Raw genomic sequence first — 21,579 nt, 5'->3', positions numbered from 1 at the left:
GCTGCCAGGACCTGCCTACGGTGCAGCGGTTGCTTGCCTTGCCAGGAAGCCGTCCACAGCTGCTCGCTGAGGAAGGCTGGGGCTGGCGCCGGCAACAGTGACGGCCAGTGCTCCGCCGGCCATCGCCCTGCGGAGAGAATCTTCCCAGCTGAGGCCCTCCGCGATAGCGCTGCCCAGCACTCCCGCGAAGGCATCGCCTGCCGCCGTTGTATCCACGGCGGTGACGTTGAAGGGTTCCTGGATGCTCACCGAGACGTCATTTGCCGGGGCGCGTTCGACGACGACGGCTCCAGCGCCTGCCAGCGTGACGACGGCACGTCCCACGCCCCGGTCCGTGAACCAGCGCCCGGCAGCCGCTGCAGATTGGTAGTCGACGACGGTGATCCCGGTGATGAGCCTGGCTTCGGTCTCATTGGGGGTAACGATGTCCACATAGCCCCAGAGCTGTTCATCGAGGGGCGTTTTCGGGGCCGGAGCAGGGTCAAGAACGACGGTGATGCCACGGGACTGGCACAGACGGGCTGCCGCAAGAGCCGCTTCGTGCGGGATCTCCAGTTGGATCAGCGCAACATCCGCGAGGTCCTCGGTACCGTCCAGGCATTCTTGGACGTGGTCCGGACTCAGCAGTGCGTTGGCCAACGGAATCATGACGATATCGTTTTCCGCCGACGCGTCCACCCGGATGTGGGCTACACCGGTCGGTCCCGGGGAACGCAGCACATGCTTGGTGTCCACGCTCTCCTCGGCCAGGGTTGCCAGGACCATTGCGCTGAAGACATCGTCGCCAACGCTGCCTATGAGGGACACGTCGCTGCCGGCTCGTGCAGCAGCGACTGCCTGGTTGGCTCCTTTACCGCCCAGCACCATGGTGAAGGCGTTGCCGAGGAGGGTTTCACCTGGTTGCGGGAGTCGTTCACTGAAGCTGGTCAGGTCGCAAGTGATGCTGCCGATCACCAGTACCTTGCCGTTTTTGGGCGCAGTTGTAGTCATGGGGTTCCTTAATGAGTGCGTTAAATAGCGTTTGTTAGTCGAGGGAAGGTGGGGCGCAGGATTCCCTGATGGTCAGGGCTACCGGCAGGACTTTGTGCTTGAGCGGAAGCTTTTGGCTGCTGCCGAAGCTTTCGATACGTTCCAGGAGGAGGTCGGCAGCGGCATGCCCTTCGGCAATGGCAGGCCGTGAAATAACGGTGATCGGAGCCGGCAGCAGTTCGGCAAGGTCAAAGTCGTCAAAGCAGAGGAAAGACAAGTCACGCGGAATGGACACCTGGGCGGCGTGCAAAGTGAGCAGTGCACCTTGCGCCATGGTGTTGTTGCCGACAAACAAAGCTGTAATCCCGGAGCCGGAATCGAGGATTTCCTGTGCCGCCCTGCGGCCGAAGTCACGGCTGAACTCACCGATTTTCACAGCTTCGGCCGGCACTTCCGCTCCGGCTTCAGCCAACGCCTCCATGAATACCTGGTGGCGGACGCGGCCGGGAACGGTGTCCTGCCGGCCGCTGATGATGCCAATGCGCCGATGGCCTAACGACAGGAAGTACTCTGCCGCCGCCTTGGCGCCGCCGGCGTTGTCCACATGGACCAGGTCAAAGCCTGGGTCATCCCCAACAGTCCGGTCGATCAGCACCACGGGTTTCTTGAGTCCGGCCAGCATCCTGCGGGTCCGTGGACCCTCCTCAGCTGGAACGATGGCCACGGCGTCTACTGCATCAACCAGATTGCCAAGCAACTCCGACTCTGCTTTGAACTGCTCGTCGCTGCTGGCCACGATAATGCGGAATCCCTGGGTCATGACGCGTTCCTCGATGCCGCGCACCAGAGCTGCGAAGTAGGGGTTGGCGATATCGGGGACGATGACTGCGATGCTGTGGTGTTTCCCCAGCCGCAGGCCACGGGCACTGGCGTTTGGACGGTAGCCCAGGTCAGTAATGGCACGCGTGATGGCTTCGGCGCTGCGGACGTTTTCACCCGCGAGGAGACGGGAAACGCTGGCGATGGAAACTCCCGCCAGGTTGGCCACATCGTGAATCGTCGCCATCGGATACCTCTTCGTTGAGCATGTAGTTTGTGAGGGCTATCACCCGCGGTCATAACTGTAAACGTTTTCAGTCTGCCGCGCAAGCGTTTTGCTGAAGATTGCCAGGTGCCACCACGGCGGCCAAAAAAATCAGAGATGCCTAAGCGAAAACTGGCAGGGTTCCCAAAAGCGGTCCTCCGCTTCCCAGCCGCCGGACGTAAACTGACCTTCGCATCACGTCCCGTGAGCCAAGGACCAGGAGCCGCCCATGCTCTGGAAGCTGCTTGTTGAATACCTGCGGCCGCACCGGAAGTTGCTGGCCGTCGTCGTGATTTTCCAGCTGGCGCAGTCTATCGCGTCCCTGTACCTGCCCACGCTGAACGCGGACATCATCGACGAGGGCGTGGCGAAGGCGAACATCGGCTACATCCTCAGCCTGGGCGCCGTGATGTTGGGGATCACCCTGCTGCAGATAGTCTGCGCGGTCATCGCGGTGTACTTCGCGGCGAAGGCGGCCATGGGCGTGGGCCGGGACCTGCGCGGCGCGATCTTTAAACGCGTGGGGGAGTTCTCCGAACAGGAGGTCACCAAGTTCGGCGCACCAAGCCTCATAACGAGGTCCACCAACGACGTCCAGCAGGTCCAGCAGCTGGTCCTCATGTCCGCCACCATGCTGGTCACCGCACCCATGCTCAGCATCGGCGGGGTGATCATGGCCGTGCGGCAGGACGTGCAGCTGTCCTGGCTGATCGCCGTCGCGGTCCCGGTGCTGCTAATCGGCGTCGGCCTGATCACCGTGCGGATGGTGCCGCTGTTCCGCAAGATGCAGAAGCGGATCGACACCGTGAACCGGGTCCTCCGCGAACAGCTCACCGGCATCCGCGTGGTCCGCGCCTTCGTCCGGGAGGACATCGAGACGGAACGCTTCGCCCGTGCCAACGAGGACGTCACGGACACCGCCCTGCGCGCCGGCCGGCTGATGGCGCTCGCGTTCCCGGTGGTGATGCTGGTGCTGAACGTCTCCAGTGTGGCGGTGATCTGGTTCGGCTCGTTCCGGATCCAGGACGGCTCCATGCAGGTGGGCACGCTCATCGCGTTCCTGAGCTACCTGATCCAGATTCTGATGTCCGTCATGATGGCCACGTTCATGGCCGTGATGATCCCGCGCGCCGCGGTGTCCGGGGACCGGATCGGCGAGGTGCTGCGGACGGAATCGAGCGTCCGGCCGCCCAAGAATCCCGTGAGCAGTGATGTGCGCCGCGGCGAGCTGGAGATGCGCGACGTCGGATTCGCCTACCCGGGTGCCGACCAGCCGGTCCTCTCCGGGATCAGCTTCACCGCCAAGGCAGGGCAGACGACGGCGATCATCGGCAGCACCGGATCCGGCAAGACCACCCTGGTGAACCTCATGCCCCGGCTGTTCGACGCCACCACCGGGGCAGTAAAGATGGACGGCGTGGACGTTCGCGAGCTGCACCCGGGCCTGCTCTGGGGGCACATCGGCCTGGTCCCGCAGCGGCCCTACCTGTTCAGCGGCACCGTCCGCAGCAACCTGCTCTACGGCAAGCCGGACGCCACAGAGGACGAGCTTTGGGAAGCGCTTCGCATCGCCCAGGCCCGGGACTTCGTGGAGGAAATGGACGAAGGCCTCGACGCGCCCATCGCGCAGGGCGGCACCAACGTCTCGGGCGGGCAGCGGCAGCGGTTGGCCATCGCCCGGGCGCTGGTGAAGCGGCCCGAGCTGTACATCTTCGACGACTCCTTCTCCTCGCTGGACACCGGCACCGACGCCCGCCTCCGCCATGCCCTCAAGCGCAGCACCGCCGGCGCCACGCTGGTGATCATCGCCCAGCGTGTGTCCAGCATTGTGGACGCGGACCAGATTTTAGTGCTCGACGACGGCAGGATCGTGGGGCGCGGAACGCACAGTGAGCTGCTGGAGACGTCGGAGACGTACCGCGAGATCGTCTCCTCACAGCTGGCGGCGGAGGAGACGGTATGAGCCCGGAACCCTCTCCCGGAACCGGCACCAAAGCCGCACCCGCCTCCACAACCCGAAGCGCCGACGTCGTACGCATTCCCCGTCCCGCAGGTGGACCGGGAAGGGGCGGGCCGTTTGCGGGGATGAACGTCCCGGCGGAGAAGGCGATGAACTTCTGGCCGTCGGCCAAGCGGCTGCTGGGAAGGCTGCGGCCGGAGCGGGCGTGGCTGCTGCTGGTGTTCGCGACGGCGGTGGCCGGGGTGGCGCTCTCGGTGATCGGGCCGCGGCTGCTGGGGGAGGGCACCAACCTGATTTTCGCCGGGGTGGTCTCCCGGGACCTGCCGGCCGGGACCACCAAGGAGCAGGTGATTGCGCAGCTGCGGGCGTCGGGGGAAACCCAGCAGGCGGACATGCTGACACCCATGGCGCTGACGCCGGGGCAGGGGATCGACTTCGCGGCGCTGGGAATCGTGCTGACGTGGGCGCTGGTGCTGTATGTGCTGTCGTCCGCGTTCATGTGGGTGCAGGCCTATGTGCTGAACGGGGTGGTGCAGCGGACGGTGTTCGGGCTGCGCGGGGAGATCGAGGCGAAGATCCACCGGCTGCCGCTGCGGTATTTCGATTCGATCCAGCGCGGTGAGCTGCTGAGCCGGGTGACTAACGACGTGGACAACATCTCCCAAAGCCTGCAGCAGACCATCAGCCAGGCGGTCACCTCGGTGCTGACGGTGCTGGGCGTGCTGGTGATGATGTTCATCCTTTCGCCCACGCTGGCGCTGATCGCGCTGGTGACCATTCCGCTGACGCTGGGGATCACGGCGCTGATCGCGAAGCGCTCGCAGAAGCTGTTTGTGGCGCAGTGGAAGAACACGGGCGAGCTGAACGGGCAGATCGAGGAGACGTACACCGGGCATGCGCTGGTGAAGGTGTTCGGCCGGCAGCGCGAGGTGGAGGAGCGGTTCCGGCAGAAGAACGCGGAGCTGTACCAGGCGAGCTTCGGGGCTCAGTTCATTTCCGGGCTGATCATGCCGGCCATGACGTTCATCGGGAACCTGGTGTACGTGGGGATCGCCGTGGTGGGCGGTCTGCAGGTGGCGTCCGGGGCGATGCAGCTGGGCGACGTGCAGGCGTTCATCCAGTACTCGCGGCAGTTCACCATGCCGCTGGCGCAGCTGGGGTCCATGGCGAATGTGCTGCAGTCCGGGGTTGCGTCGGCGGAGCGGGTGTTCTCGTTGTTGGATGAGGACGAGGAGTCTGTGGAGCCTGCCCCTCCTACGGGTCCTGTGTTTGGGAAGGGGCGGCTGGTTTTTGAGGACGTGTCCTTCTCGTATTCGCCGGACAAGCCGCTGATTTCTTCGTTGTCTCTGGTGGCGGAGCCGGGGCAGACGGTGGCAATTGTCGGGCCCACCGGGGCGGGCAAGACCACGCTGGTGAACCTGATGATGCGCTTCTACGAACTGGACGCAGGGCGGATAACGCTCGACGGCGTGGACGTCACCTCGGTGCCGCGGCGCGAGCTGCGCTCGCGGCTGGGGATGGTGCTGCAGGATACCTGGCTGTTCGGCGGGACCATTCGGGACAACATTGCGTACGGGCGGCCTTCGGCTACTTCGGATGAGATCTTGGAGGCGGCGCGGGCGACGTATGTGGACCGGTTCGTGCGGTCACTGCCTGACGGGTACGACACCGTGCTGGACGACGAGGGCGCCAACGTGTCCGCGGGGGAGAAGCAGCTGCTGACGATTGCGCGGGCGTTCCTGGCCCGGCCGTCGGTGCTGATCCTGGACGAGGCGACGTCTTCAGTGGACACCCGGACCGAGGTGCTGGTGCAGAAAGCGATGAGTGCGCTGCGCTCCGACCGGACTAGCTTCGTGATCGCGCACCGCCTGTCAACGATCCGCGACGCCGACCTCATCCTGGTGATGGAAGCCGGCCAGATCGTGGAGCAGGGGACGCATGCTTCGCTGTTGGCCGCGGGTGGGGCTTACGCGCGGCTGTATGAGGCGCAGTTCGCGGCTCCTGCGGCGGAGGTCTAATGCCGAGAAGTACAAGCTCCAGCATCTTTCAGTGAAACTGCAGGGTACGCTCGACTGGTGCACGTGAAATTCGCAAGCCGTCACTTACTTAATTCGGATAACAGCGACACCTTTTCCAAGAGGGCCGTTGTCTGCAAGCTCTGGTTAGATGGTGTCTGAGCTTGAGCGGCAATCTGAGCCCTCGAGTCTTTTTGGTTTAGCCTTCGGGCAGCAACGGGGGTTAAGTGAACAGTCCGACGACGCGTATGCAGGATGCGGTGCGGATACTCATGCTGATCGACCAGGCGGCAGAACCGATCAGTAACTCTGATATTGCAGATGACGCTGCCCTAGTGTCTGCGGTAGGGGTGGTACGTTCTCAAGTCCGCCTTCAGAAGCTAGATTTCTGGGTTAGGAACCCCGATTACTTAGCCAACGAACTGCTCAACGATTATGAAAACGGTGATCAGGACAAGGCCCTACTGGGTCTGGCCGCAGACATATTGGATACAGAGGAACCAGAGATGCGCCGGTACCCGATGCTCCGATACCTCTTCGGCGCCTACGAAGATCTCGAGGACGCGCTGGCAGTGCTACGTCAGGCGGATCTCGTAGTCCGGCGAAGGCAAGGTCGACCTGGACACGTCAGCAGGACGGATTATTTCCTGCTACAGGCTGGTCGGGACACGGTTGCGAAGATCAGCACTGACTTCCCGGACTTGATGTGGTACTCGGCGCGGTCGGCGCTAGTTGTGCAGCTAGCGGAGGGACAAGGCGCGACTCAGTTGAAAGACCGACAATACATTGTGGACGAATATCTGAACACGTCACACGGCGTCCGTATCCCGAGTATTACGGAGCGGGCGCGGCGGCGTTTAGCGGCAATTCGCGAGGAAATTGAGGAGAAACGAACTTGAGTGTCCCTACTCCAGACGAGTTGACAGCAGCGATTGCTGTGCGCTCCGGTCTGCCGTTGAATACCGTGGCGAATGTTCTCGTTGGCCACGGTGTGTCGTTGATACCAATGCCGCCGGCGCAGCGGTCGTTGGACCTCCTCCGACTTTCTATTAGGGGCAGAAAAGTCAACACGCAGTGGGAAGGCCCCTTCGAAAAGACGTTTGAATTTTCCAAGGGCGTCACTGCCCTAATTACGGATGAAAATCTTCGGGGCAAGTCGACAATATTGGAACTCATCACTTGGGGATTGCGCGGCACTCCACGACGATTGCGTGATGACGTCAAACCTTGGTTCGACCGTATTTCACTCGAGTACTCCATAAACGGAACACCGATGGCCGTCGTACTCCATCGTGAAATGCATGGGTTCGTCGCAGACGTTTTAAGAGCTAGTGATAGTGAAGCGCTGCGGGCATACCTCTGCGGGAATTCTCCGGGTGACGACGTGCATCTGCTCGCGTCAGGACTCTCGGAAGGAGAGTTCGCGAAGCTGCAGGATCAGATGATGTTGACGCTACTTGCTTTGGAACCGATGACGAACTTCCAAAAGTTCCGGGGAAGCGACCAAGGGAGGCCTCAGGTCAACAGTTGGCCGGCGTACTTCGGCGGTATCTACCTGCCCCGGGCTGGGTCCGAAGTCTTGCTTGGGGACACAGTGTTTGCAGGGCTTCCGGCACGCATCTTGCAGATGTTCTGCAACGTCCCGTTGATGAGCACTCACATCCGGCTAACGACGCTGACCAAGCAGGCGCGGCAGGACGAAGCAAATCAGGCGCGACGGTTAGCAGGCGATCTATCCGCACGAGATAAAGAACGGGATGCACTGTCTGACCGACTCGCTGAGGTCCAAAAGCAATTGAGGTCACTGCCCTCCGGATCTAATCGCTCTTATGAGATTGTGGCAGCTGAGCTACGTGATGCGGAACAGAGCCTTGAAACAGCTGCAGCAGAGTGCAGGGCCGCAGGGCGAACACTCAGTGAGGCGAAGTCGGCGCGCCAGCTTGAAGAGCGGCAGTTGAATGATATTCGTGAAACCGAGCTTGCTGCGGCTCTCTTCCACGGACTTCTTCCCAAGCACTGCCCACGATGTGAACAGAGCATTGAATCGCAGCGCACCGAACTGGAATTAAGTGTTCATCAGTGCGCCGTCTGCACGAAGGAGCTCCCGGCCCTTTCTGTCCTTGACGCCGACACCGATGAAGCACCGGAGGACGTCAGCGACGGCCTAGAAGCCTTAAAGCAAGCTGAGGCGGCTGCCAAGGAGACTGCTGCTGCAGCGGCGGCAGATGAGCGAGAAGCGCAGGAACAAGTTGAAAAGCTCGCAATTGAACTGAGCAACACAAGCCGTTCCGACGAGTTCACGAAGCGCTTGGCGCATCAGTTAGAAGAGGCGCGACTGCAGGGAAGCCTGGAGAGCATAAGCAAGGACGATGTGAAGCTCGGGACCTCCGAATCGCTTGTAGTCCTCGAGGCGGCAGTTGAAGAGCTCGCCGGCGTGACAAGCGCTTCGGCCGCTAAGGTGTTCGCTGAACTCAATAAGGAGATTGTCACCCTCGGTAAAAAGTTCGGGATCGACAATTTGGAAAAAGTTGAACTCGACCGCAGAGGCGGCATGCAAGTGACTACTGCTGGAGTGCAGTCGTCCTTCAAAAATGTGACTGGCGGGGAACGTCTCCGGCTTCGTGTAGCGGTTGTCGTGGCCTTGTTGCGAGTCGGCCATCGGGCTGGCGTGGGCAGCCATCCAGGGCTGATTCTTCTCGACTCTCCGGGTTCCGACGAGCTCACAGTTGAGGATGAGGCGACGCTTCTGCGGGAGCTTGACTCCCTAAAGGAAGAGCTACCGACTTTGCAAGTTGTCGTTGCTTCAGCGGAGCCGGCAGCTGTTCTCGGAAATGTGGCCAAGGAGAGCACCTATTCCAGCTTGAACGGAAGCCCATTGTGGTAATTAGGGATGCCAACTGATCACAAACGTGGTCAATCGCCGAACTGCAGGTTGAAGTGGGAGGTCTGTGCGTTGACAGGTTTGCGACGGCAGAACGAAGGGTTGCACAGTGACGCATTTAGTTAATGTATTGCTTCAACTCGCGGTTCCAGGGCCGACTGATTTAGAAGAACTTGAGGCGTTCGGCGACGAGCTCTACCAAAGGGTGGACTCGACCGAATTAGACGACGGGAATGCTATCGCCCAAGCAGCACGTCAATCCGCTCCTGAATTTGTTGCTCTTGCAGAAGCGGCGTCGCGGGCAAACGACCCCCGCGCCGAGCAACTTCTCGATGAAGTTGCCAAAGTGCTGCCTAACCTCCAGCGGCTTGTTTTCATGGAGACGGCCGATGTCGCATTGAACTGTCCCCGCCTTATGGCCGCGCATGCTCGTCCCCTCGCTGCAGCACTTGCCGATCAGGTCGAGACCAACCGGGCTGCCAATGGCTTCCAAGCCTACGCTTACCTTGAAGTGTTGACGCGGTTAGGCCTTTTGCATTCTGCAGCTCGGCTTCGCGCCTTGGATTTGCTTTTGTCTGTCACGTCTCGGGACGCCACCACGTTTCTGGAGCGGTTGCCTTCTTTGGTTGGGCTGGCACTCGACAGGTGGGGCGAAAACGAGCTCATAAGCGTCCTAGACAGATTAGCCGAGTTCGACGAGGCCAAAGCAGACGCTTTGTTTGAGCTGGCTCAGGTAGGGCTCCGAGCTGCACTGGAAGGCGGATCTTTAGAAGCCATAATGGCCGGCCTGATATCCACGCGCGATCAATTTCTTGCTGTAGAGGCGATGACTGAAGCCCGTGACGACGCAACCATTTATCGTTGTGCCTTAGACGTCATGGTGGCTTTTGTAGGGTCTCCGACGGGCACCGCTCCTGATTCATCAGAGGCAATCGAGGACTTAACACGGGCGATGTCGCAGCGGGCTATCTTCTCTACCCGTTCGGCGATGGGCAGCTGGGCGCTACCCAGGCGCCAGGCTGAAATCGAGTGGTACTCGCTTGCTCACACGTTGCGGGCCGCCGCGGACCCGCTGCATCGATCATCGTGGCTGACTCCCATTGATACCTTGTCACGAGTGCTTGCTGCATATCAGGCGGCTCGATCGGTGACCGTGATTTCTCCTGATGGACTTCGAACTGTCTTAGAGCCTACTGTTCAGGCTGCTTTTATTCGGCGTGAGGGACTGCTGGCGCATCTAAGGGACGCCTTAGAGTCAGAGGCGCTACAGGACCTTGACCGTGCGGCCGCACAGCGGCTGCTGGATACTCTGCACACAGTCGATGGACCGCATGGGGGTGGTGCGCCGGGAAAAGTCTGGGCAGCGGCGCCCGCATTGGTTGCCGAACTTGGCGCCAACGTGGACGCCGCTATCGCAGCTGAATTAGCACATGCTGTTGAAGAAGTACCGGCAGTAATCGGCTGGATGAATCGGGAGGCGGCGGCTCGTGCTCGAGCACGAGCTCGGCGGAGTGATCCAGTTGTCGACCAGCTCTTGGAGAGTGTCCTGAACGACTTACTGAGCTGTGAGGACCTATCCGGTAGTGTCCGCGAAGAATTTGTCGAACTATTGGTTGAAGTGCTCCGATTCGCGGCGGATAGGGCGGATATTGGACGCGCAAGCGGCGGCCCCGATGTTGCGTACCTGTTCCCGCCGACAGACGGGAAGAATTTTAAGGAGGTGTTCCTCCAGCGAGATCTGAATTCATGGTTGAAAAGCTCCTCGTTGCGACGCTTCACGCGGATGGAGGAGCCTGATGTGGGCGCAGGGCGGGCGGACGTTACGGTGAGTCAAGATCACAGGTTCACAATCGAGGTCAAACGCGAACTCAGAAATGCCTCACGAAGCGCACTTTTTGCAGCATATGGAGGTCAGGCGGCCGGGTACTCAGTGGTTGGTCCCCGGCTCTCGATCGCCGCAATTTTGGACTTGACAGATCACACGGAGGGGATCCCATCGCTGAAGGAGTCCGTTTGGGTCGATGAAGTGCCTATTGCTGGTGCGAAGCCGAGACATGTGGTGACAGTCGTTATACGGGGTAATCGTCCGACACCTCGGCAAACCAAGACCGGTTAGACAATCGGCATATAAAGGAGCCCCTGTCCTCCCACCCCATGAAAAGTGCAGGAAGTCCTCTTGCATCTGGCCATTTTTTATGATGTCCGGAGTGCCAGCCGTGACAGGCCATCAGATGTGAAGGCATCACCCCCGTCGTAGTACACGGACACACAACGCAACGTTCCAGCCCCCACACGTAACCTGTTTAGATGCCTCGTTTTGCGCTTGATATTGAGTCCGTGCCCCGCCCTGTCCGTGCGCAAGAGCTCCTGGACGCCGTGAACCACCGCGTCGTCATTGCCGACGGCGCCATGGGCACCATGCTGCAGGGCCGGGACCTGTCTCTGGAAACGGATTTCCAGAACCTCGAGGGCTGCAACGAGATCCTCAACGACACGCGCCCGGACGTCATTGCGGACATCCATGACGCGTACTTCGCCACGGGCATCGACGCGGTCGAAACCAACACCTTCGGCGCCAACTGGTCCAACCTCTCTGACTACGGCATCGACGACCGGATCACCGAGCTCGCCCTGAAAGGCGCGAAGATCGCCCGCGAGCGTGCGGAAGCTGCCGAAGAAACAGACGGCCGCATGCGCTGGGTCCTCGGCTCCATGGGCCCCGGCACCAAGCTTCCCAGCCTCGGCCACACCAGCTACGACTACCTCAAGCAGACGTTCGCCCTGCAAGCCGAGGGGCTCATCGACGGCGGCGCGGACGCCTTCCTCATCGAAACCAGCCAGGACCTCCTGCAGACCAAAGCCGCGGTCAACGGCTGCAAGCAGGCCATCGTGTCCCGCGGCGTCCGCCTCCCCATCTTCGTGGAGGTGACGGTCGAAACCACCGGAACCATGCTCATGGGCTCCGAAATCGGCGCCGCCCTCACCGCCCTGGAACCGCTCGGCGTCGACGCCATCGGCCTGAACTGCGCCACCGGCCCGGACGAGATGAGCGAGCACCTCCGCCACCTCTCCAAGCAGTCCTCCGTAGCCATCGCCTGCATGCCCAACGCCGGCCTGCCCATCCTCGGCGCCGACGGCGCGCACTACCCGCTCACCCCTACCGAACTCGCCACCGCGCACGAGCAGTTCGTGCGCGAATTCGGCCTGGGCCTGGTGGGCGGCTGCTGCGGTACGACGCCGGAACACATGGCCGCCGTCGTCGAACGCCTTGCGCCCTTCCGCACCCGCGAGACGAAAGCGAGCAGCGGCCCAGCCCGCGTCCCCACCGAACGCGAAGCCGGCGTCGCCTCCCTCTACCAGCACGTTAACTTCGACCAGGACGCCTCCTACCTCGCCATCGGTGAGCGCACCAACGCCAACGGCTCCAAGGCGTTCCGCCAGGCCATGCTCGAAGAGCGCTGGGACGACTGCGTGGACATCGCCCGCGAGCAGATCCGCGTCGGCGCCCACCTGCTGGACGTCTGCATCGACTACGTGGGGCGCGATGGCGTGGCCGACATGAAGGAAATCGTCTCGCGTTTCGCGTCGGCGTCCACGCTCCCTCTGGTCATGGACTCCACCGAACCTGCCGTACTTCAGGCCGGGCTCGAACACATCGGCGGACGCCCGGTGGTCAACTCCGTCAACTATGAGGACGGCGACGGCCCGGACAGCCGCTTCGCGCGCATCATGCCGCTCGTGAAGGAACACGGCACCGCCGTGATCGCCCTGACCATCAACGAAGAGGGCCAGGCCCGCACCACCGAGGGCAAGGTGGCCATCGCTTCACGCCTCGTCGACGCCCTGGTGGGCGAATGGGGGATGCGCGTCGAGGACATCATCGTGGACTGCCTGACCTTCCCCGTCGCCACCGGCCAGGAAGAAACCCGCCGCGACGGCATCGAAACCATCGAGGCCATCCGCCAGATCACCGCCAAGTACCCGGGCATCAACACCACGCTCGGCGTCTCCAACGTGTCGTTCGGCCTCAACCCTGCAGCGCGCGTGGTCCTGAACTCCGTGTTCCTGCACGAGGCCGTCCAGGCGGGCCTGACCAGCGGCATCATCGACGCCGCCAAGATCGTTCCGCTCGCCTCACTGCCGGAGGAACAGCGCAAGGTGGCGCTGGACCTCGTCTGGGACCGCCGCGAATACGACGCCGAGGGCAACACCACTTACGACCCCCTGGCCATCATGCTGGACATGTTCGCCGGCGTCGACACCGCAGCGCTCAAGGACCAGCGCGCCGCGGAACTCGCGGCGCTGCCCACGGGCGCGCGCCTGGAGCGGCGCATCATCGACGGCGAAGGCAAGGGCCTCGAAGACGACCTCGATCTTGCCCGCAGTGAGGGCATGACGCCGCTCGGCATCATCAACGACCACCTGCTTGAGGGCATGAAAGTGGTGGGCGAGCGCTTCGGCGCCGGCGAGATGCAGCTGCCGTTCGTGCTGCAGTCCGCCGAGGTGATGAAGAACGCCGTCGCCCTGCTCGAGCCGCACATGGAGAAGTCGGATTCGTCCGGCAAGGGCACCATGGTGATCGCCACCGTCCGCGGCGACGTGCACGACATCGGCAAGAACCTGGTGGACATCATCCTCACCAACAACGGCTACAAAGTGGTCAACATCGGCATCAAGCAGGGTATTGCCGAGATCATGGCCGCGGCCGAGGAACACAACGCGGATGTGATCGGCATGTCCGGGCTGCTCGTGAAATCCACCGTGGTGATGAAGGAGAACCTCGCCGAACTGCAGTCCCGCGGCCTGGCGAAGAAGTGGCCCGTCATCCTCGGCGGAGCAGCGCTGACCCGCGCCTACGTGGAGCAGGACCTGGCGGAGCAGTTTGATGGCGTGGTCCGGTACGCCAAGGACGCCTTCGAGGGCCTTGCCCTCATGGAGCCGCTGGTCCGCGTCGCCCGCGGCGAGTCCCCGGACGACGTCGGCCTGCCGCCCCTGAAGAAGCGCATCCACAAGGGAGGCGCGAAGTTCAGGGTGACCGAGCCCGAGGCAATGCCCGGGCGGTCCGACGTCGCCGCCGACAACCCCGTGCCCGCCCCGCCGTTCTGGGGCACGCGCATCGTGCGCGGCGTCTCGCTCCACGACTACTCGGCGTTCCTCGACGAGCGCGCCACCTTCATGGGGCAATGGGGGCTCAAGCCCGGCCGCGGCGAGGACGGCGCCTCCTATGAGGAGTTGGTGGAACGCGAAGGCCGGCCGCGCCTGCGCTACTGGCTGGACCGCATCCTCGGCGAGGGCATGCTGGACGCGTCCGTCGCCTACGGCTACTTCCCGGTGGTCTCCGAAGGGGAGCAGGTGGTGGTGCTGCACCACGATACGGATCCCGACGGCGTCCTTGGCACCGCGGGTTTGCTCGCCCCCGACGGTGGTTCAGGCGGTCCGATCGGCACCGACCGGCTGCGCTTCGACTTCCCGCGCCAGCGCCGCGACCGGCACCTGTGCCTCGCAGACTTCGTGAAGTCCCGCGAATCCGGCCAGATCGACGTCCTGCCGGTGCAGCTGGTCACGGCCGGCTCGAAGATCGAAGAGTTCACCTCCAAGATGTTCGCCGCCAACCAGTACCGCGACTACTACGAGCTCAACGGCCTGGTCATGCAGCTCACCGAGGCGCTTGCGGAGTTCTGGCACGCCCGGATCCGCAAGGAGCTGGGCTTCGCGGCCGAGGAGCCGAAGGACACGGCAGGGTATTTCAAGCTGGACTACCGCGGTGCCCGGTTCTCGCTCGGCTACCCCGCGTGCCCGGACATGGAGGACCGCCGCAAGGTGACGGAGCTGCTCAAGCCCGAGCGGATGGGTGTGGTCCTGAGCGACGAGCTGATGCTGCACCCCGAACAGTCCACCGACGCGTTCGTGTTCCACCACCCGGAGGCGAAGTACTTCAAGGTGTGAGCTGAAGCCGGTCCGTGGCCTGGGGGGAGTCTGCCTCCGGGCGCGGCCGGCTCTACCTACGCATTCGAGGACGGCGCGCGTGGGTCTTGCCCCCGACAGGGTGTCGCCTGAGCACTATCAACGAAAAGTCCAACAACCTGTTGGATGCGCTATTTCACCGGCCGCGGCAGGTTTCGGGCCCTCCGTAGTTTCTCCGCCTTGCGTTCCTTGAAATAGCCGGCCCAGCCGCCAAGCAGGGGCACCAGGATGAGCAGGAACATCCACCATGTACGCCCCAGGATGTCCCACTGACCGGTTATGGCGATCTGGACTAAGCCGTAAAGCATCCCGCCGAAGCAAATGCTTACGAGAATGGCGAGAAAGAGCAGCCCGCCTGCGCTGTTGATCGGTTTGACCACGCCCCCACCGTCGTCTTTGCGCACTCCGTATTCGGCAGGGGTATAACTCACCACTTGGCCGTTCTCCGCCCTGCGATGTAGCAGATGTTCGCCGGGCGGGGGCGGCACGTAGCCCGATTCTCGGGGAATGCCTTCGCTGCGCTTACCCACAGCCAGCCTCGAACCTTGGGTATTCGGAGTTATTCATGGCCACAGCCTAAACGACCGTTGAGGCCTGAACGGTCATGAAGTGGGAACACAGAGTGGCAGTATGTGCGGCAGATACGTGGTGTCCAATCACCTCCGCAGTGGTGGCTTAAATCTGCACGGATGCAGGCCGGAGGTGCGAAAATGCAGGTTGCTGAAGCTTCTACTTACCAGTAGTTTTGCTTCTCGGTTGTTTCGCGAATCCCCCAAATTGCGAAACGACCAGGAAGGCCCCGCGGCGTCCCCCCATGTTGCGGGGCCTTTCGCGCAATAGCGCCCGGCCAGCGGACGCGGCTACTCCCGCTGAGAAACGCCGACAAGGGATCTCCGGGCTCATGCCGGAAGGCCGGTGCAGCCAGTGTCAGCGGACGCCGAGGTCGCTGTCAACATACGAATCCGGGCGGTGGTTGCACGCCGGTGGCCAGGAAGGCCCGTGAGGTAAGAATTCACTGAAAGGTGGGGCCGGGGACCGCGAGACCTGCACCAGGTGGTGTTTGCTTCACAATCTCCGGGCCCCACCGTTTGCGGTTCTACGCCTTGACGTATCCGTTCGGATTCAGCACGAATTTCGTTGCCGAACCGGCGTCAAATTCGGCGTAACCGCGCGGTGCATCCTCAAGTGGAATCGCTGTGGCGTTTACTGCCTTGGCGATCTGGACCTTGTCGTGCAGGATGGCCATCATCAGCTGGCGGTTGTACGACATGACAGGGCACTGTCCAGTGGTAAACGACAGGGACTTTGCCCATCCGGTACCCAAGGACAGCGACAGGGAGCCATGCTTGGCGGCGTCGTCGATTCCACCGGGGTCACCGGTGACATACAAGCCGGGAATGCCAAGAGCCCCGCCCGCAGCGGTGATGTCCATAAGAGAGTTCAGCACGGTGGCCGGTGCTTCATGTGAGGCGTCCTTGCCGTGTCCCCGGGCTTCGAACCCTACGGCGTCGACGCCGCAATCCACTTCGGGGACGCCCAGGATTTGCTCGATCTGGTCCTTCGGATCACCGTTGGAGACGTTCACCGTTTCACAGCCGAAGGAGCGGGCCTGAGCGAGGCGGTCCTCGTTCATGTCACCGACAACCACCACGGCTGCACCGAGCAGCTGCGCGCCGACGGCGGCCGCGAGCCCCACCGGGCCTGCACCGGCAATGTAAACGGTGGATCCGACGCCCACTCCGGCAGTGACGGCGCCGTGGAAGCCGGTGGGGAAGATGTCGGAAAGCATGGTCAGGTCCATGATCTTTTCCAAGGCTTGGTCGCGATCCGGGAACTTGAGCAGGTTCCAGTCAGCGTAGGGGACCAGCACGTATTCCGCCTGGCCGCCCACCCAGCCGCCCATGTCCACATAACCGTAGGCGCTGCCCGGGCGGTCCGGGTTGACGTTCAGGCAGATTCCGGTCTTGCGCTCCTTGCAGTTCCGGCAACGGCCGCAGGAGATGTTGAATGGTACGGAGACGATGTCACCCACCTTGATGAACTCCACGTCCGGACCGACTTCCACCACTTCACCGGTGATTTCGTGGCCGAGGACGAGGTCCGTGGGAGCCGTGGTCCGGCCCCGCACCATGTGCTGGTCCGAGCCGCAGATATTGGTGGTCACCGTGCGCAGGATCGCGCCGTGGGGTACTTTTCTGCCCACATTGGCGGGATTGACGCCCGGCCCATCTTTGAGTTCCAACGTCGGGTAGTCGGTGTTGATGATTTCGACGACACCGGGTTCTTTGTAAACTACGGCTCTGTTTCCTGACATGGATACTCCTTTTGGTAGGGGTAGTTGGTGCCGGGCCTTCCAATCAGATGGCCCTGCACTGGTCCGGCAAAGTTGCAGGCGCTGCCCCAAGCCCGAAAGCGGTGCTTCGATCGGGATACCTCCCCAGGTTTCAGGCCACCGAAGCACCCTTCACGGGCACGGGACAACTCCGATGAGACTAGGGTCACAGGAGCTGCAATAAAAGCGTAAGATTTTGGACATAACCCTGCGGAATGAGTGCAAGATTAACCCGCGGCAGGCCCGGCCACTATTTTTGGCAGCACTCAGGCCCTGAGTTGAAACCGATCCCTGGCCGGGGCGGAACGCGCCTTCGCGGCCTGCCCGCTCGCGCTGGAGACCGGCTTCACGCGCCGGAGTGCGGCGAGAATGGCCCGCCCCACCAAGACGATTCCGATTATTGTGGTGACGGTACGCAGGGTGTCCCAGCCCGCCGTCGACGTCACCAGCGAGTAGATCACGAAGCTGCTGAGGTTGGTACCCAGCGGCGCGCCGGCCACGTACGAGATTCCAGTGCCCCCGCCCACCGCAAACGGCCAGAACCACAGGTTCATCAACAGGCCGAACAGGTAGGACGCCGCGGCGCCATAGCCGCACAGCATCCACAGTTCAGCCTTGCCGCGCACCCGGCGGGGGAGCAGCCCCGCTCCTGCGCCCACCCAGGCGCAGGCGAAGAGCTGGAATGGCGTCCAGGGCCCGACCCCTCCCCACAAGACGCTTGAGACGGCGATGGTGGCGGCGCCGAGAAGTAGGCCAAAACGGGGACCGTAAGCCCGGCCGGCAAGAATCAGGAGGATAAAGACCGCTTCAACACCTCCGACGCCGGTACTCGCCACCCGCACCGCCGATCCGATGGCCGCCAGGACGCCGAGCAACGCCACAGTGTGTGCCGATCGGACCGAGCCGTCGAGGGACACCGCGACGAGGACGGCGGCCAGGGGCGCCATCGCCAGCGCCGCGTAGGGAACGGCTGCTGCGGCATCCTGCGGGAGGGCCGTGGCGAGCAGCGGCCAGCAGAATGCCGCCAGCGCCAGGAGGTTTGCAGCTGCGAGAACGGCGAGCTCGACGCCCCGCGGCATCTGGATGCGGGGCTTTCTTGAAGCGTTTACTGAGGCTGTTGGTTCGTCCATAAACCGTGGTGCCGGGACCCGTGAGGCTGCAAAGGGCTCTGCCGCGGGGACGGTTGCCGGGGCAGCTTCTGTTGGGGAAGAGGGCGCGACGCCGTCACGCATCGGGAGGATCCGGGCGCCGAGGCCATGGGCAAAGTCGAGGTCATGGGTGGCGATCAGCACCGCCGTGCCTGAGTCCGCTGCCGCCCGCAGCGCCGCCGACACTGCTGTACGGGCCGCAGGATCGAGTCCGCGCGTGGGCTCATCGATCAGGAGCACCTGGGGGTGGTCCATGGTCTGCAGTGCGATGGCCAGGACCCTGCGCTCGCCGGCAGAGAGGTCCCGGGGATGCTCGTGTCCTATGGGAATCCGGACGTCTCCGCGCAGCCGGGCCAGGTGTGACGCCGCAAAACCGGTCGCTGGCTGTCCGCCGTTCTTTCGACGCGCAAGGCGCCGTTCGGCCGCGCGAAGCTCTGCCGTGACCGTATCCCTGGTGAAAAGGTCGTCCGAGGCGTCCGGCACCAGGGCGACCCTACCGCCGTCGGCCGTGACGCCGTCGACCATTTTTGCGCCGCCCACGCCTTCGCTACCCGTGCCTTCACCGAGGGCGAGCGCCACCAGGAGGGACGACTTCCCGGCTCCGTTAGGCCCCACCAGCGCCACCACTTCGCCGCGGTGCAGGGTCAGGGACGCTTCGTGCACGAGTGGCGTGCCCTTGCGGTGCACCGAGAATTTTGTCGCCGTCAGTACGGGGGCCTGATCGGTGGCCGGAACGGGCGTTGGAAGGGCAGCCGCAGGTGACGAAGGCGGGGACGGCGCAACACCCGGCACCAGGGCACTGTCGTCGATGGTCCACCACGAATCGGCATCCGATACGAGCGCTTCCGCCCGGTGTTCCGCCACGATGATGCAGACATCTTCATCGCGGGCCAGGGCGTGCAGCGCGGCGATGACGCGTGCTCGTGCCGCTGTGTCGAGGTCGGCCAACGGTTCATCCACTAGGAGTAAAGCCGGGTAATCCACGACGGCGGCGGCGATGGCTACGAGCGTTGCTTCACCTGCTGAGAGGGTGCTGGGATCGCGATCCAGGAGCGCGGACACCCCGACGCGCTCCGCCACTTCGAACACACGGGCCTTAGCGGCACCGGACTGCAGGCCCCGCAGTTCCAGGGCGAGGGAGATTTCATCACGGACCCGCGTGGAGGCGAAGGCGGCGCGGGGGTTCTGCAGGACGACGCCGATGAGTCGGGCGGTATCGCGTGGCGGAGTGGTGGCCCGGTCCTTTCCACCGACGCGCAGGGTGCCGGAAATTTTTCCACCGTCAACGTGTGAGAGGAGACCGGCCATGCCGCGCAGGATGGTCGACTTGCCGGAGCCTGTTGGCCCGGTGATCACCGTGATTGAACCACTTGCCGGTGCGAAGGTATCGACCCGCACCTGTGCGTTGCCGATGCGGAAGAGGGCGTCCCGGATGAGGACCGGTGCTTCGTTACTTCGGCTGGGCTGGTGCGTTGCCCTGCTTCCGAAGCCGCGCAGTTCCAGGGCCGCGGCCACCCTGCCCGCGTGCTCAAGGGTTCGCTCAAGTACGGGCACCAGGGCGCGTGGGCCGAAGCGTTCACCCCTTAACCGGAAAGCCAGGCGCACGGAGGTCACGGCGTCGGCAAGAGCAGGGAGCGCTGCCCACGCCACCACAAGCATGCGGGCGATGCCTTGTAGGGGACCGCGCCGGGCCAGGACCACGAAGCCGCGGGACACATCCACCCAGGCGTTAAGGAGCCCGAAACCCAGGATCATGCCGGCAATTGGCACGGCGGACAGAACCGCCGCCCACAGCCCTTCTGCCGTGACTGGCCCGAGGAAGACCACATGCGCGAACGGGGCAGGCAGCCGTAGCGCCGGAAGGTCCAGCAGGAGCGCTTCGCCGGCACCCGTCCCGTTGAAAAAAATACGGTAAATGACCCGCGCCGCGATGAACACGACGGCGAGTGCCGCCGCTGCGCGTAACGGCGCGGGTCGAAAGGTCATGCGGTGGGTGCGGCCGGTTCGCCGTCGACCGCGAAGAGCAGCTCCAGGCTTTCTCCGGGGTTAACCTTCAGGGTGCCAAGGCCTTCCTGGGCGTAGGCCCAGTCGCCAGCGGCGGGCTTAACCCAGAGGGACCAGTAGGCGAAGGCGGCGGGCATGTCCTTGCACTCTTCCCGATACGTGCCGGCCTTGTGAGTGATGTCGAAGTCCGCGGCGGGAACACCGTTCACACGGCACACTACGTCCTTGGGATACTTCGGAGTGCCCTCGGTTTTCACCTCTGCTTCGGCGAGTACCTCCGACGCGAGAGTCGCCGCGTCCACGGCAACGCAGACGGACTTGTCGGCGGCTGACTGCTTCAAGGCGCCGGAATCGACGATGACCTTCACGCCGGCGCAGGGCTCGGAGGCGCTGGTTGAGGCTGCTGCCGTGGAGGCGGGTGCAGAAGTGGTTGGCTGGGGGGTTGCCGGCGCAGAACACGCGGCGAGGGTAAACAGGAGACCGGCGGCGGCGAGCGAGCTCGCGGCGGCGGTGCGGATCTTAGTCAAAGTCACCTGTTAAGGGTAGGGCGTGGCCTGTCTGGATGGGGTTGCCGTCGCGTTGTGTGACGTCAGGTCTCCCGCCGTCGTAGGCCTTTCCCGGGGATTTCCGAGGCACTGGACACCGGTAGCCGCCGGACTTATCGTGCAGAGGTGGCGGCTGCCTGATTGGCAGGATGGCAAGTGCTGCCGGTCTGTCGTTGCGGCCGTCCGATGACAGGAGGAAGCAGATGGAACACGTTGAAGAGACCGTTGATGTCGCAGTTCCAGTGCGGACCGCGTACAACCAGTGGACGCAGTTCGAATCCTTTCCGCAGTTCATGTCCGGTGTGGAATCCGTAACCCAGCTGACAGATACCACCAACCACTGGGTTACCAAGGTGGGTGGTGTTCAGCGGGAGTTCGATACTGAAATAGTTGACCAGGAACCGGACGACCGGATCGCCTGGCGGAGCACCGACGGCAAGTCCCATGCCGGCATCATCCGGTTTACGCCCCTGGATGCCAACCACACGAAGGTCAAGGTCCATTTCGAGTGGGCGCCGGAAACCCTGACTGAAAAAGCAGGCGCGGCACTGAAGATCGACGAGATGCAGGTAAAGGCCGACATGCGCAAGTTCAAGGAGTTCATTGAATCGCGCGGTACCGAAACCGGCGGCTGGCGCGGCGACGTCAAGGACAGCGGTCCCACCGGGCAGTTCTAG

13 protein-coding genes are annotated in these 21,579 nt (G+C 63.1%); 7 read left to right on the top strand and 6 right to left on the bottom strand.

Features of this window, described 5'->3' with window-relative positions:
* Positions 1 to 15: 15 nt before the first annotated feature.
* Together AC50X7_RS07180 and AC50X7_RS07175 are read right to left on the bottom strand one after the other, a co-directional pair.
* Positions 16 to 990: a ribokinase gene (locus AC50X7_RS07180; protein ID WP_494978365.1), complete on the bottom strand. Its 975-nt coding sequence runs from the start codon at positions 988 to 990 to the stop codon at positions 16 to 18.
* Between the two features lie 34 nt (positions 991 to 1,024).
* On the bottom strand, positions 1,025 to 2,035 hold the full coding sequence (locus AC50X7_RS07175) for a LacI family DNA-binding transcriptional regulator (RefSeq protein WP_494978364.1): 1,011 nt from the start codon (positions 2,033 to 2,035) through the stop codon (positions 1,025 to 1,027).
* Positions 2,036 to 2,282: 247 nt separating this feature from the next.
* Here AC50X7_RS07175 and AC50X7_RS07170 point away from each other — a divergent pair, with 247 nt between their 5' ends.
* The 6 genes from AC50X7_RS07170 to metH all read left to right on the top strand — a co-directional run bounded on the left by AC50X7_RS07170 (position 2,283) and on the right by metH (position 14,855).
* The gene (locus tag AC50X7_RS07170) at positions 2,283 to 4,016 is read left to right on the top strand and encodes an ABC transporter ATP-binding protein (RefSeq protein WP_494978363.1); all 1,734 of its coding nucleotides are present in this window, start codon (positions 2,283 to 2,285) and stop codon (positions 4,014 to 4,016) included.
* A complete protein-coding gene (locus AC50X7_RS07165) occupies positions 4,013 to 6,031 on the top strand; it encodes an ABC transporter ATP-binding protein (RefSeq protein WP_494978362.1) in 2,019 nt (672 codons plus the stop codon). The genes AC50X7_RS07170 and AC50X7_RS07165 overlap by 4 nt, the downstream gene beginning before the upstream one ends.
* Positions 6,032 to 6,300: 269 nt before the next feature.
* The gene (locus tag AC50X7_RS07160; protein WP_494978361.1) at positions 6,301 to 6,927 is read left to right on the top strand and encodes a hypothetical protein; all 627 of its coding nucleotides are present in this window, start codon (positions 6,301 to 6,303) and stop codon (positions 6,925 to 6,927) included.
* Positions 6,924 to 8,912, top strand: coding sequence for an ATP-binding protein (locus tag AC50X7_RS07155; protein ID WP_494978360.1), 1,989 nt, complete (start codon positions 6,924 to 6,926; stop codon positions 8,910 to 8,912). Before AC50X7_RS07160 ends, AC50X7_RS07155 begins: the two co-directional genes overlap by 4 nt.
* Positions 8,913 to 9,018: 106 nt before the next feature.
* The gene (locus AC50X7_RS07150; protein ID WP_494978359.1) at positions 9,019 to 11,025 is read left to right on the top strand and encodes a hypothetical protein; all 2,007 of its coding nucleotides are present in this window, start codon (positions 9,019 to 9,021) and stop codon (positions 11,023 to 11,025) included.
* A gap of 191 nt (positions 11,026 to 11,216) precedes the next feature.
* A complete protein-coding gene (gene metH, locus AC50X7_RS07145) occupies positions 11,217 to 14,855 on the top strand; it encodes a methionine synthase (protein ID WP_494978358.1) in 3,639 nt (1,212 codons plus the stop codon).
* Between the two features lie 149 nt (positions 14,856 to 15,004).
* Here the strand turns inward: metH and AC50X7_RS07140 are convergent, their stop codons facing one another.
* From AC50X7_RS07140 to AC50X7_RS07125, 4 genes are all read right to left on the bottom strand, one after another.
* Entirely contained in the window at positions 15,005 to 15,403 is a 399-nt protein-coding gene (locus tag AC50X7_RS07140; protein WP_494978357.1) for a hypothetical protein, read from the bottom strand.
* Positions 15,404 to 15,969: 566 nt separating this feature from the next.
* On the bottom strand, positions 15,970 to 17,187 hold the full coding sequence (gene fdhA / locus AC50X7_RS07135; RefSeq protein ID WP_494978356.1) for a formaldehyde dehydrogenase, glutathione-independent: 1,218 nt from the start codon (positions 17,185 to 17,187) through the stop codon (positions 15,970 to 15,972).
* A 284-nt stretch (positions 17,188 to 17,471) separates the two neighbouring features.
* Positions 17,472 to 20,339: an ATP-binding cassette domain-containing protein gene (locus tag AC50X7_RS07130; RefSeq protein WP_494978355.1), complete on the bottom strand. Its 2,868-nt coding sequence runs from the start codon at positions 20,337 to 20,339 to the stop codon at positions 17,472 to 17,474.
* Positions 20,336 to 20,890 carry a hypothetical protein gene (locus tag AC50X7_RS07125; protein WP_494978354.1) on the bottom strand — a complete coding sequence of 185 codons (555 nt, stop codon included), beginning with the start codon at positions 20,888 to 20,890 and terminating at the stop codon, positions 20,336 to 20,338. Before AC50X7_RS07125 ends, AC50X7_RS07130 begins: the two co-directional genes overlap by 4 nt.
* 215 nt (positions 20,891 to 21,105) lie before the next feature.
* Between AC50X7_RS07125 and AC50X7_RS07120 the strand changes: the two genes are divergently transcribed.
* Positions 21,106 to 21,579 carry an SRPBCC family protein gene (locus AC50X7_RS07120; protein WP_494978353.1) on the top strand — a complete coding sequence of 158 codons (474 nt, stop codon included), beginning with the start codon at positions 21,106 to 21,108 and terminating at the stop codon, positions 21,577 to 21,579.

The sequence above is a fragment of the Pseudarthrobacter sp. Hb11 genome (genome assembly GCF_059383655.1).
The sequence above is the reverse complement of the archived record's forward strand: the minus strand, read 5'-3'. Positions and strand labels throughout refer to the sequence as shown.

Coding starts and splice junctions, on each gene's coding strand:
- AC50X7_RS07175 (WP_494978364.1), bottom strand. CDS start 2,035: ATGGCGACGATTCACGATGTGGCCAACCTGGCGGGAGTTTCCATCGCC.
- AC50X7_RS07170 (WP_494978363.1), top strand. CDS start 2,283: ATGCTCTGGAAGCTGCTTGTTGAATACCTGCGGCCGCACCGGAAGTTG.
- AC50X7_RS07120 (WP_494978353.1), top strand. CDS start 21,106: ATGGAACACGTTGAAGAGACCGTTGATGTCGCAGTTCCAGTGCGGACC.
- AC50X7_RS07130 (WP_494978355.1), bottom strand. CDS start 20,339: ATGACCTTTCGACCCGCGCCGTTACGCGCAGCGGCGGCACTCGCCGTC.
- AC50X7_RS07165 (WP_494978362.1), top strand. CDS start 4,013: ATGAGCCCGGAACCCTCTCCCGGAACCGGCACCAAAGCCGCACCCGCC.
- metH (WP_494978358.1), top strand. CDS start 11,217: ATGCCTCGTTTTGCGCTTGATATTGAGTCCGTGCCCCGCCCTGTCCGT.
- AC50X7_RS07180 (WP_494978365.1), bottom strand. CDS start 990: ATGACTACAACTGCGCCCAAAAACGGCAAGGTACTGGTGATCGGCAGC.
- AC50X7_RS07160 (WP_494978361.1), top strand. CDS start 6,301: ATGCTGATCGACCAGGCGGCAGAACCGATCAGTAACTCTGATATTGCA.
- fdhA (WP_494978356.1), bottom strand. CDS start 17,187: ATGTCAGGAAACAGAGCCGTAGTTTACAAAGAACCCGGTGTCGTCGAA.